The sequence below is a fragment of the Mesorhizobium sp. M0664 genome (assembly GCF_040320565.1).
Lineage (GTDB): Bacteria > Pseudomonadota > Alphaproteobacteria > Rhizobiales > Rhizobiaceae > Mesorhizobium.
Window position 1 is genome coordinate 70,966 of sequence record NZ_JAMYPW010000024.1, and the last position, 12,049, is coordinate 83,014.

Genomic DNA, 12,049 nt, shown 5'->3' on the forward strand with positions numbered 1-12,049 from the left:
AGTTCTTCCCGGCAATCCCGCGCGATGTGGAAGACGTCTCACAGCCCTGTCAGATCGCTCATCAGGCCGGACGCCACCGACAGCCGCGACACGGTGATGTCGCCGCCCTCGGTCAGAGCCTGCAGCCGCTCGCGGATGCGTCCGACCCGTTCGCCGCCCGCCTCCAACCATGCTGTCACCGGATCCGCCGCCTCGGCATGACTGGTGAGTGCCGCCACCGCGATGCCGCGCCTGGCCGCGCCGATTGTGTCGGTGGCGCGCGAAAGCGCCAGTTGATCGTAATAATCCGAGGGCGTGATCGACCGCGCCGCATCTTCGACGCGCGGTATGCGGAAGACATCGCTGACTGCAAAAAACGCCTTGGCGGCAGCGACGATGCCGGCAGTTGCCGTCCGCGCCGTCAGCGCAATGTCGGGGATGAGTTCCGCCACATCGGTCAACGCCAGTTGCTCGGCCAGGCTCTCGGGCGCGCCGCCCTTCGACAGGCTGTGCCGCCGCTCCTCGATCCGCTCGCGCGAGAAGGCCGGCAACAGCGCAACGAGCTTCGGCTCCAGCGCCTTGCGCGCATCCTGCAACTCGGTGATCCGCTGCCCGAGCGGTGCGGTGCCGGCATCGTTCTTCAGGTACCAGCCGCTGGTCACATAGATCAGCCGGCTGACCGCCTGATAGAGGTCGAGCTGGATCTGTCCGTCGATCAGGTTGTCGAGCGCGTCGATCTGGCGATAGAGCGCCGGCAGCGCAAAGCCATCCCGCACCACGGCGAAGGTGCGCACGACATCGGCGGCACTGCGCCCGGTCGCTTCCTGCAGCCTGTTGACGAAGGACGGGCCGCCGCGATTGACCAGGTCATTGGCGACGGCACGGGCGATGATCTCGCGGCGCAGGCGATGGCCGTGGATTTCCGCCGCATATTTCTTTGCCATGCGGTCGGGAAAATAACCCATCAGGTCGCGGTCGAAATGCGGATCGTCCGGCACGTCGCTGGCGACGATATCGGAAAACAGCACGATCTTGGCATAGGCAAGCAGCACGCCGAGCTCGGCCCGGGTGAGCGGCTCGCCGCGCGCTTAGCGCTCGGCAAGAGCCGCCGGCGACGGCAGCGTCTCGACGGCACGGTCGAGCAGCCCGCGCGCCTCGAGCGCCTCCATGAAGCGGCTCTGATGGGCAATGTCGGCAAGGCCGCGCTTGCGAGCAAGGGACAGCGCCAGCGTCTGCTGGTAATTGTTGGACAGCACCAGGGCGCTGACCTCGTCGGTCATCTCGGCCAGCAATTTGTTGCGCGACGGCCGCGTCAGCGATCCCTTCCGCATGGCGGAAGCCAGCGCGATCTTGATGTTGACCTCGACGTCTGAGCAGTTCACGCCGCCCGAATTGTCGATCGCATCTGAGTTGCAGCGGCCGCCATTCAATCCGAATTCGATGCGCGCCCGCTGTGTGACGCCGAGATTGGCGCCTTCACCGATGACCTTGGCACGCAGGTCGAGCGCGGTGATGCGGATCGCGTCATTGGCACGGTCGCCGACGTCCTGGTTGGTCTCGCCCGATGCCCTGACATAGGTGCCGATGCCGCCGAACCACAAAAGATCTGCCGGCGCCTTGAGGATGGCACTCATGATCTCGACCGGCGTGGCCGTTGTCTTGCCGAGGCCGATAGCTGCAGCCGCGGCAGCCGGCAAGGTGATCGACTTCTGGCTGCGCGAGACGATGATGCCGCCTTCGGACAGCTTCGTCTTGTCGTAATCCTGCCAGCTTGAGCGGGCGAGAGCGAACATACGCCGGCGCTCGGCCATCGAAGCGGCCATGTCGGGATCGGGATCGATGAAGATGTCGCGATGATCGAAGGCGGCGATCAGCCGGGTCTGCTCCGACAGCAGCATGCCGTTGCCGAACACGTCGCCCGACATGTCGCCAACGCCGACGACGGTGAACGGCGTGGTTTGGATGTCGCGGTTCATCTCGCGGAAATGCCGCTTGACCGCTTCCCAGGCGCCCTTGGCGGTGATGCCCATCTTCTTGTGGTCGTAGCCGGCCGAACCGCCGCTGGCGAAAGCGTCGTCGAGCCAGAAGCCGTGCCTTTCGCTGATGGCGTTGGCGATGTCCGAGAAGGTCGCCGTGCCCTTGTCCGCGGCGACGACGAAATACGGATCATCCTGATCGCGCCGCACGACGCCGGCTGGCGGGATGACGCCATCCAGCCCGATATTGTCGGTGATCGACAACAGGCTGGAAACGTAATTCTTGTAGGCGGCCGTGCCGGCCTCGAAAATTGCGTCGCGCCCGGCGCTCATCGGCAGCTTTTTCGGGTAGAAGCCGCCCTTGGCGCCAACCGGCACGATCACCGCATTCTTGACCTGCTGTGCCTTGACCAGGCCGAGCACCTCGGTGCGATAGTCCTGCGCACGGTCCGACCAGCGCAGGCCGCCGCGCGCGACCGGGCCGAAGCGCAGATGCACACCCTCGACCTCGGAGCCGTAGACGAAGATCTCCCGCCATGGCCGCGGCGCCGGCAGCCCGTCGACCGATTGCGAATCGAGCTTGATCGCCAGCGATTGGCCTTTCTGTTTCGTATCGGCAACGAAATGATTGGTGCGCAGCGAGGCTTCGATCAGGTTCAGATAACGGCGGATGATGGTGTCGTCGTCAATGTTGGGAACGTCTTCCAGCGCATCCGTGATCTTGGCTTTCAGATGTTTGGCCTGAACGACGCCTTCCGTCTCGGCCGTCGCGCCGAGGCGGGCGACAAACAGCGCATGCAGGCCGCGGGCGATCTCGGGATAACGGTTGAGCGCGGCGGCGATGAAATCCTGGCTCTGCGGGATGCCGGCCTGCTGGAGATAGCGGCCATAGGCGCGCAGGACGGTGATCTCGCCCGACCACAGGCCGGCGGTCTGGGCAAGGCCGTTATAGCCGTCATTGTCGACATCACCGCGCCAGACGGAAAGGAACGCATCCTCGAACAGCGCGCCGCCATTGCCGAGGTCGATCGGCCTGCCGTAGCTGTTCTCGAGTTCCATGTCGTGGATGAAGACCATGCCGGGCTGATCACTATTGATCGTGCCGGATTGATTGTCGCCGACCTCGAAAGTGCGCTCGCTGATGACGCGGAAACCAATGTTTTCCAGCACGGGCACGCGCCGCGACAGCGCCACCGGGCTGCCATGGTGATAGATCTTCAGTGCCGCCTGATGCGGCTTCTGGTCGGCGTGACGGTAATAGTCGATGGCGATCGGATTTGACGCATCGAGCTTGGCGATGCGCCCGGCATCGGCCAGCGCCACGCCCGGCCGAAAACTGTCGCGATAGCTTTCCGAAAAACGCGAGGCGATGGCCGTGAGTCTCGCATCGGCGCCGGTCTCGGTCGCGGTCTCGCGCAGGGCATCGTCCCAAGTCCGTACGATGTCGCGGATCGCCGCCTCGATCGTTGCCTGCTCGACCTTCGGCGTCTTGCCGCCGGAGCGGCCGATGATGAAATGGACGCGCGCCAGCCCGCCTTCCGGGAAGGCCGGGTAATAGGCGGACAGCCGGCCTTCGAAGACGGTCTTCAGATAGGTGCCGATCTTCTCGCGCACGACGCTGTCGTAGCGGTCGCGCGGCACGAAGACGAGCACGGAGACGAAGCGGTCGAACTGGTCGACACGCACCAATGCCCTGACGCGCGGCCGCTCGATCAAGCCCAGTATGGCTTCGGCATGCTTGCGCAGGATCGGCACCGGAACCTGGAACAGCTCGTCGCGCGGATAGCTCTCCAGCACGTTGATCAATGCCTTGCCGGAATGGTCGCTTGGATTGAAGCCGGATTTGGCGATGACGGTTTCCGCCTTCGAGCGCAGATAGGGGATTTTCATCACCGAGCGCGTATAGGCAGTCGAGGTGAACAGGCCGACGATACGGAGCTCGCCTGAAAGCACGCCTTTGCCGGTGTAGGTCTTGACGCCGATGTAGTCGAGGTAGATGCGGCGGTGCACCGACGACTTGGCGTTGGCCTTGGTGACGATCAGCGGTTCCGGCCCATGCAGGAAGGCGCGGATTTCCGGCGTCGTGCTCACCGCTTCGGTGCCGCGTCTGAGCACCAGCACGTCGGGATCGGAAAGGATGCCGAGGCCGGGCTTTTCGGCGCGCTCGAGCATGCCGCTCGTCTCGCCGCCGGTATAGTTGAATTCGCGCATGCCGAGAAAGGTGAAGTTGTCGTCGCGCAGCCATTCGAGGAAGGCGATCGCCTCGGTGACATGGGCCTTGTCGAGCGGCACTGGCGAGTAGCGGAATTCCGAGATCGCCTGGTCGAGGCGGGCAAGCATCGGCTTCCAGTCGGTGACGGCGGCTCGCACCTGGCCGAGCAGTTTCGTCAGGCGTGCGGCCAGGCCTTCGGCCTGCTCGGCCGAAAGGCGGCCGATATGGACATGGATGACGCTCAGTCGGTCATGGCTGTGGTCGCCCTTGGCATAACCGCCATCGCCGAGGATTTCCTCGACGCCGTTCTTGCCGTGCCTGACGACTATGACTGGATGGGTAACCAGCAGCGGCTCGCCGGCGCTTTCTGTAATCTCGCCGAGGACGGAATCGAACAGGAACGGCATGTTGTCGTTGACGACAGTGATCACCGTCATCGGCCGGCCCTGGCGGACGACACCGGAATCGACGTCTATGGCAACGACGCAGTCGTCCTTCTTGTGCCTGGCCACTGCGCGGCCGGCGAGTTCGGCAGCGCGTTCGAGATCGATGACGTCGTAGGCGGCGACATCTTCGGCCGGAGCTCGGGCCAGCAGGTAGTCGGCAAGCCTGCCGGGCTTTTCACCACCCGCGGCTTCACCCCTCGTCAGGCCGGCTTTTTTCAACCGGCTCGCTGACTTTACGCTGGCCATGAGTCCCTCCCGTCACATGTTTTTGCGGCTATGCTAACAGATGACGGGTATTTGGCGACAAAGGTTTGACGGCTTGCGACGAAATGTCGGAATTCACCGGCAGCCTGGCGAAAAAGAGGAGAGATCCGCCATGACGGACAAAATCACCGCGCTTGACCTGGCACCGGCGGAGCTGAGCGACGCGACCAAGGCCTATTTCACCAAGTGCCGGGAGAAGCTCGGCCTCGTTCCCAACGTGCTGCTCGCCTATGCCTTCGACGAGAAGAAGCTGCGCGCTTTCACCGACATGTACAATGATTTGATGCTGGGTGAATCCGGCCTGTCGAAACTCGAGCGCGAGATGATCGCGGTGGCCGTCTCATCGGTCAACCATTGCTACTATTGCCTGGCCGCGCATGGCGCGGCGGTGCGCCAGCTTTCCGGCGACCCAGCCTTCGGCGAGATGATGGTGATGAATTTTCGCGCCGCCAAGCTGTCGGACAGGCAACGCGCCATGCTCGAATTCGCGGTGAAGCTGACCGGGCAGCCGGCAAAGATCGTCGAAGCGGACCGGGCGGCGTTGCGGCAAGTCGGCTTTTCCGACCGCGACATCTGGGACGTCGCCTCGACCGCGGCGTTCTTCAACATGTCGAACCGGCTGGCATCGGCAATCGATATGCGGCCGAACGATGAATACCATGCGATGGCGCGATAGGGCACCGCCGTTGCGAGCCAACGGCATATTATATTAGCTACTTCGCATTCTCGTTGCTTGTTTGCCGGTTTGGTCCGATGATCGGCATGCGGCATGACCGCATGCCGGTTCGATGCCGCCGATCAGAGGAGGAGAACATGGCGAAATTTCTCTACGTCTATCACGGCTCGGGCAAGATGCCGACCGAGGAGGCCGAACGGAAGGCAGCGATGGATGCCTGGAACGGCTGGTACGGCAAGCTTGGTTCAGCGGTGGTCGACGGTGGCAATCCAGTCGGCATGTCGAAGACCCTGCTGCCTGGCGGCAAGGTCGAGAACAATGGCGGCAGCAATCCGACCGCCGGTTACACCATCATCGAAGCAAAGGACATCGACGATGCCGTCGGCAAAGCCAAAGATTGTCCTATCTTGACGGACCCGGGTTTCAGCGTCGAGATCGCACCGATAATCGAAATGGGTTGACGCCGGCTCAAGACCGCGCGGCGATCGCCGCCGCAGCGCCGGCCATGGTACCGGCGCTGATGCGGTTGGCGATTTTCATCGCCCGCTTGCTCCTCAAGAGCTTGCGCGCCTGCGATGCGGCGAGCACCCATGTCAAATCGATGGCGACCAGGACCACTGCCATGGTCGCCGTCAATTCGATCCAGCCCACCATGCTGACCGAACCGAGGTCGATGATGGTCGGCAGCAGCGCCAGATAGAACATCATGATCTTGGGGTTGCCGAGTGTCACCGCCATGCCGGCAAAGAACAGTCTGACGGGCGAATCTTCGCGCGGCAGCGCGCCTTCCTTGGCCTCGACCGGTGCCGTCCACATCTTCCAGGCAAGCCAGCCGAGATAGGCGACGCCGACCCACTTCACGACGACAAAGGCAAAGTGGAACGTCTGCGCCACCACGGCGAGGCCAAACACCGCCAGCGACAGCCAGATCGCTTCGCCGATCCACATCGCAAGCAGGAACGGGAACACGTCGCGAAACCCTTTTGCGATGACCCGCGCCACAAGAGCGGCGATCGATGGGCCGGGCGAGCCGGCGGCAACAAGCAGGGCGCCGGCAAAAATCAGAAGCGATGTGAAATGCATGACGCGGATCCCGTTTGAAATGTTTGGGTCGTTCAAGATAACCCAACTGGTCCGACGACAGTAGCGTCCACCGAAAGAAGGCTTGTCGGCCAGGCACCTCGCGGCTAGAAATGTCGTCCCGACATCATTTCGAGCTTCACTTTGCCTTCGTAACCGCCGGTCTCGTCAACTCCCCCAACACAGAGCAGGGCGTCGCAGTCGCGATGCCTATTTTCACATCATGTGTTCCTCGGGTGGCGGTTCGAGACCGGTTTGGCACTGCTGAACCGCTGTCGCGCATAACCACCCGCGACACCTGATTTCCAACTGCCGCAGTCTCTCGCCACGCCGTGCCCGCATGGGTTCTCGATATCGCCGATCTGACGAACTTCCCGACGGGAAGGGCTTTTCGGCATGCCTTCGATACTGCGTATCCGCTGGACGATCACACCCAAGACCGCACCTCGACCTCACCTCAACTGCAATCGCTGCGGCGGCCTGAAAGCCTATCGCTGCAGCGGCAAATTCCGGGTCAATGCCAACGGCAAGCGCATTGACGCCTGGTTGATCTACCGCTGCATCGACTGCGACAATTCCTGGAATTTCGGCATTCTGGAGCGCTGCAGCCGCCGCGATATCGAACCGACAATATTGCAGGCGCTCGAAAGCAACGATCCGGTCCTGGCGCGGCGCCATGCCTTCGATGTTGCCGCATTGCGAAGCAGTATCGGGCGCGTCGAGGAGTTTCCCGAAGCCGTCGTTCATAAGCAGGCGCTCGGGGATAGACCGGAAAATACCAGCGCGCTCGAACTTCGGCTCTGGCTCGAAATGCCGACAGCGCTGCGGCTCGACCGGTTGCTCGCCAACGAACTCGGTGTCTCGCGATCGCGGCTTCAGGTTTGGGAAGAGAAACGATTGCTGGTGGTTGGTCCGGACGGAGCCAAAGCCTTGCGCAAGCCAGCGCGGGCGGGAACGGCGATCCAGATCCACCTGTCTGGCGAACCAGACCGGGACAAAATCATTTCGGCTGCAGGTGAATGAGGCAACGGCAGGGAATCCGTACGGCCAGGGGTCAGTTGCCCTCTTTGGAGGCCGAGCCAATCAAACCCTTGGCCGCATCGAGATCGCAGTCGGCGACTTGCACATGGATCAAGCCAAGCCTGCCCGTGTCGAGAAGATAATTCGCGAGAGCATAAATTCCATACGCGTCGAGCATCGACACGCAAACTTCGGCCTCGGGTCGATTGTCGTATATGACAGCCGTGACGAGTTTACCGCTCATTGCGCGGTATTGCCCTTTACGCCGCGCCGACCACTTTCGCCGACTTCTCAAAACGCTTGCGCTCATTCGGATCGAGATAGAGCTTGCGCAGGCGGATGGTCTTCGGCGTCACTTCGACCAGCTCGTCGTCCTGGATCCAGGCCAGCGCGCGTTCCAGCGTCATGCGGATCGGCGGTGTCAGCTTTACCGCCTCGTCCTTGCCGGCGGCGCGGATGTTGGTCAGCTTCTTGCCCTTGAGCACGTTGACTTCGAGGTCGTTGTCCCTGGAATGGATGCCGATGATCATGCCCTGATAGACCTTGACGCCCGGGTCGATGACCATCGGGCCACGGTCTTCCAGGTTCCACATGGCGTACGCCACCGATTCACCCTGTTCGTTGGAGATCAGCACGCCGTTGGTACGGCCCGGCAGCTCACCCTTGTAAGGTTCATAGGCATGGAACAGCCGGTTCATCACAGCGGTGCCGCGCGTGTCGGTCAACAGTTCCGACTGGTAGCCGATCAACCCGCGCGTCGGCGCGTGGAAGACGATGCGCTGGCGATTGCCGCCCGAAGGGCGAAGCTCGACCATCTCGGCCTTGCGCTCCGACATCTTCTGCACGACGACGCCGGCATGCTCCTCGTCGACGTCGATGACGACTTCCTCGACCGGCTCCAGCAATTCGCCGCTATCGCCCTTCTGCATGACGACGCGCGGCCGCGACACGGCGATCTCAAAACCTTCGCGGCGCATCGTCTCGATCAGCACGGCCAGCTGCAATTCGCCGCGGCCGGAAACGAAGAACGAATCCTTGTCAGGTGATTCCTCGATCTTCAGCGCGACATTGCCTTCGGCCTCGCGCAGCAGGCGGTCGCGGATGACGCGGCTGGTCACCTTGTCGCCTTCGGTACCGGCCAGCGGCGAATCGTTGACGAGGAAAGACATCGTCACAGTCGGCGGATCGATCGGCTGCGCGTGCAGCGGCTCGGTCACCGACAGGTCGCAGAAGGTGTCGGCGACAGTGCCTTTCGACAGGCCGGCGATGGCGACGATGTCGCCCGCCTGCGCCTCGTCAATGGGCTGGCGCTCGAGCCCGCGGAAAGCAAGGATTTTCGAGATTCGGCCGGTTTCGACCTGGGTGCCGTCATGGTGCAGCACCTTGACCGCCTGGTTGGATTTCAGCGTGCCGGATTCGATACGGCCGGTGATGATGCGGCCGAGGAAAGGATTGGCTTCCAGGATGGTGCCGATCATGCGGAATGGGCCGGGATGAACGGTCGGGGCCGGCACGTGCTTGATGACGAGGTCGAACAGCGGCGCCAGAGCCTGGTCCTTCGGACCTTCGGGGTTTTCCGAGACCCAGCCGTCGCGGCCTGAACCGTAAAGGATAGGGAAGTCGAGCTGCTCGTCGGTAGCGTCAAGTGCTGCAAAAAGATCGAACACCTCGTTGACCACTTCGACGTGGCGGGCATCTGGCCGGTCGATCTTGTTGATGACGACGATCGGCTTCAGTCCAACCTTGAGTGCCTTGCCGACCACGAATTTGGTCTGCGGCATCGGCCCCTCGGCGGCGTCGACCAGCACGATGGCCGAATCCACCATCGACAGAATGCGCTCGACCTCGCCGCCGAAGTCGGCGTGGCCGGGCGTGTCGACGATGTTGATGCGGGTGTCCTTCCAGTCGACCGAGGTCGCCTTGGCCAGGATGGTGATGCCGCGTTCCTTTTCGAGGTCGTTCGAATCCATGGCGCGCTCGGCGACGCGCTGGTTGTCGCGGAACGAGCCGGACTGTTTCAGAAGCTGGTCGACGAGGGTGGTTTTTCCATGGTCGACGTGCGCGATGATCGCGATATTGCGGATTTTCATGTTTTGGTCTCGGGAGCGTTGCAGGCAGCAGGCCAAAAGGCGCTGCCTCTTTCGGTTGGGCGGCTCATACAGGGTTTTTCGCAATTGCGAAAGAGGAGGCGAGCCACCAAATAAAGTCACCAAATCTTAAATGTCTTGGTGTGAAGTGGAATTATTAACCAAGGCGGAACCTTTCATGGTCCGGACAGTTCGAATTTCATGATCGAGATAGGCATCAAACTCCGGCCGATTTTGGCATGTACCGCGCTCGCCGTCCTCCTCGCGGCCGGCGCGGCGCAATCGGCGGCGTCGTTCAAGGAGACGCGGTCTGCTTTGCCGTCCGACAAGCCGTCGGCGGAGCAGCTTTTTGCCGATGCTCCCGATGGCGTCGATCCGGTGGTGACCGGGCCGGTCAGCGCCGCCTTCAAGCAGCGGCAGCAAAATGCCGGATGCGACAGCGCCGTCTGGCCCAACATTCCCGTCGTCTGCTATCCCGATTGATATACGTTCCTACCCTCGGGCTGGCCCGAGTGTAGTGGCGCCGTCGCTCACGCCGACCGCACCGGATCGAGCGTGACCTTGTAGAGTTCGCTGTCGTCGCGATCCATCAGCCGCACCGTCAACTGTTCGGTGGCGCCCTCGATCTCGACGAGCCCGAAGAACTGCAGGCCGGCCGAAGGCGCCAGGTTTTGACCCTGTTCGGCAGTTGGTGCCTTTATGAACTTCAGCTCCGGGCCGAATGTCATATCGAAACCATTAGGCCCGAACGTCCCGGAATGGATCGGACCCGAAACGAATTCCCAAAACGGATCGAAGTCCTGGAACTGCGCCTTGTCCGGATTGTAGTAATGCGCGGCTGTGTAATGCACGTCTGCGGTGAGCCAGACAGTGTTGCTGATACCCGCATTCTTTATATAGCGAAGAAGGTCGGCAATTTCCAGCTCACGCCCTTTGGCCGGGCCATTGTCGCCATTGCTGACCGCCTCGGCCCCTACCTTCTTGGTGCCGTCGTTCCAGACGACGAGGCCGAGCGGCATGTCGGCGGCGATGATTTTCCAGGTTGCGTTGGAATTCGCCAGTTCACGCTTCAGCCACTTGATCTGCTGTTCACCGAGGATGCGCGATTGCGGCGTCATCGTCTCCTGCATATCCGGACCGTTGGGGCCGCGGTAGGAACGCATGTCGAGGAAGAACACGTCGAGCAGCGGACCATAGGCGATCTTGCGGTAGACGCGGCCGGGCTCCGACGGCTCGTAACGGATCGTCGTCATTTCGTGGAAGGCGCGCGCCGCACGTGCCGCCAGCACATGGATGGATTTTTCAGTGTAGCGATCGTCGGCGCTCAGGTCCTTCGAGTCCGACCAGTTGTTCAGCACCTCGTGGTCATCCCACTGATAGAAGGTCGGACAGATGGCGCTGAGCGCCAGCACATGCCTGTCCATCATGTTGTATTTCCACTGCGCCCGGTATTCGTCCAGCGTCTCGGCAACCTTGCGCTTCTCGTCGATCAGCACTTTGTTTTTCCACTTGCCGCCGTTGGGCAGGTCGACCTCGTCCTTCATCGCACCATCGGCATAGATCGTATCGCCCGAATGCAGGAAGAAGTCGGGCGTGTGCTTGGCAATGGTGGCGTAGGTCTTCATGCCGGTCTCGTCGATGCCCCAACCTTGGCCGGCGGTGTCGCCCGACCAGGCAAAGCGAATGTCGCGCTTCGAGGCAGGTGCCGTGCGGAAGCGGCCGACGACCGGCTCGGAAACGGCGTTGATGTCGGCAAGATCGGCCGCGACCATGCGGTAGAAGATGTCCTGGTCGGAGGCGAGATCGGTAAGCAGCCGCTTCACCGTATAATCGCTGGCCGGCGAGGTATCGAGCGGCGCGAGGCGGACGGCATTGGTGAAGCTTTCGGTCGGCGACACCTCGAACATGACGCGCGACGGCCGGTCGGTGCGTGTCCAGACCATGCCGCTGGTGGCGTCGACGTCGCCGGACTGGATGCCATGGGTGAAAGCCGGGCGCTGATTGGCGCGCGAGTAATAGGGGAGGGCGAGGCCCGAGGCGCCGACCAGGCCAACGGCGCTGGCCGACGTGACGAAAGCGCGCCGCGTCATCGAAATCTTGTTCATGGCTGTCTCCTGGATGGCGTTGAACGTAGCCGCCAAGCTCCAGCTTCAATGTTTCAGGCACATTTCGAAACGATGAAGGTTTGATAACAGTGAACAGGCTGGCGAATCTCCCCCCTCGAGGGCAGGGCTATCGCATATGAGTGATGGCATTGATGAGATAGTCGTCGTTCCAGGCGCATTTCTTGATGCGATGGCTGATGGGAA

General features: G+C 62.2%; 8 protein-coding genes and 1 pseudogene. 4 read left to right on the forward strand and 5 right to left on the reverse strand.

All coding sequences use genetic code 11. The annotated features are described in order from the left end of the window. Window positions 1-38: 38 nt before the first annotated feature. A pseudogene (locus tag NKI39_RS20870) lies at window positions 39-4,859 on the reverse strand (NAD-glutamate dehydrogenase). 130 nt (window positions 4,860-4,989) lie between these two features. Here NKI39_RS20870 and NKI39_RS20875 point away from each other — a divergent pair. Both NKI39_RS20875 and NKI39_RS20880 read left to right on the forward strand, forming a co-directional pair. Further along, complete coding sequence (locus tag NKI39_RS20875; RefSeq protein WP_352683681.1) at window positions 4,990-5,553, forward strand: peroxidase-related enzyme; 564 nt, start codon at window positions 4,990-4,992, stop codon at window positions 5,551-5,553. Window positions 5,554-5,690: 137 nt separating this feature from the next. Beyond that, window positions 5,691-6,014 (forward strand): YciI family protein, encoded by a 324-nt coding sequence (locus NKI39_RS20880; RefSeq protein ID WP_023678126.1) that lies wholly within the window; start codon window positions 5,691-5,693, stop codon window positions 6,012-6,014. Between the two features lie 7 nt (window positions 6,015-6,021). Here NKI39_RS20880 and NKI39_RS20885 read toward each other — a convergent pair whose 3' ends face one another. Next, window positions 6,022-6,636 (reverse strand): LysE family translocator, encoded by a 615-nt coding sequence (locus tag NKI39_RS20885; protein ID WP_352834068.1) that lies wholly within the window; start codon window positions 6,634-6,636, stop codon window positions 6,022-6,024. A gap of 393 nt (window positions 6,637-7,029) precedes the next feature. On the opposite strand from NKI39_RS20885, the gene NKI39_RS20890 reads away from it, so the two are divergent. After that, window positions 7,030-7,656: a DUF1062 domain-containing protein gene (locus NKI39_RS20890; RefSeq protein ID WP_352834071.1), complete on the forward strand. Its 627-nt coding sequence runs from the start codon at window positions 7,030-7,032 to the stop codon at window positions 7,654-7,656. Window positions 7,657-7,687: 31 nt separating this feature from the next. Here NKI39_RS20890 and NKI39_RS20895 read toward each other — a convergent pair whose 3' ends face one another. Continuing rightward, window positions 7,688-7,897, reverse strand: coding sequence for a hypothetical protein (locus tag NKI39_RS20895; protein ID WP_352772143.1), 210 nt, complete (start codon window positions 7,895-7,897; stop codon window positions 7,688-7,690). A 16-nt stretch (window positions 7,898-7,913) separates the two neighbouring features. Then, the gene (gene typA / locus NKI39_RS20900) at window positions 7,914-9,743 is read right to left on the reverse strand and encodes a translational GTPase TypA (protein ID WP_352451241.1); all 1,830 of its coding nucleotides are present in this window, start codon (window positions 9,741-9,743) and stop codon (window positions 7,914-7,916) included. A gap of 198 nt (window positions 9,744-9,941) precedes the next feature. Between typA and NKI39_RS20905 the strand changes: the two genes are divergently transcribed. Beyond that, complete coding sequence (locus NKI39_RS20905; protein WP_352451242.1) at window positions 9,942-10,223, forward strand: hypothetical protein; 282 nt, start codon at window positions 9,942-9,944, stop codon at window positions 10,221-10,223. 47 nt (window positions 10,224-10,270) lie between these two features. Here the strand turns inward: NKI39_RS20905 and NKI39_RS20910 are convergent, their stop codons facing one another. Continuing rightward, on the reverse strand, window positions 10,271-11,845 hold the full coding sequence (locus NKI39_RS20910; protein ID WP_352834074.1) for an alkaline phosphatase D family protein: 1,575 nt from the start codon (window positions 11,843-11,845) through the stop codon (window positions 10,271-10,273). Between the last annotated feature and the right edge of the window lie 204 nt (window positions 11,846-12,049).

Excerpts from the sequence above, each read along its gene's own strand:
- NKI39_RS20885 (WP_352834068.1), bottom strand. The coding sequence starts at position 6,636 with ATGCATTTCACATCGCTTCTGATTTTTGCCGGCGCCCTGCTTGTTGCC.
- NKI39_RS20910 (WP_352834074.1), bottom strand. The coding sequence starts at position 11,845 with ATGAACAAGATTTCGATGACGCGGCGCGCTTTCGTCACGTCGGCCAGC.
- NKI39_RS20895 (WP_352772143.1), bottom strand. The coding sequence starts at position 7,897 with ATGAGCGGTAAACTCGTCACGGCTGTCATATACGACAATCGACCCGAG.
- NKI39_RS20880 (WP_023678126.1), top strand. The coding sequence starts at position 5,691 with ATGGCGAAATTTCTCTACGTCTATCACGGCTCGGGCAAGATGCCGACC.
- NKI39_RS20890 (WP_352834071.1), top strand. The coding sequence starts at position 7,030 with ATGCCTTCGATACTGCGTATCCGCTGGACGATCACACCCAAGACCGCA.
- NKI39_RS20905 (WP_352451242.1), top strand. The coding sequence starts at position 9,942 with ATGATCGAGATAGGCATCAAACTCCGGCCGATTTTGGCATGTACCGCG.
- typA (WP_352451241.1), bottom strand. The coding sequence starts at position 9,743 with ATGAAAATCCGCAATATCGCGATCATCGCGCACGTCGACCATGGAAAA.
- NKI39_RS20875 (WP_352683681.1), top strand. The coding sequence starts at position 4,990 with ATGACGGACAAAATCACCGCGCTTGACCTGGCACCGGCGGAGCTGAGC.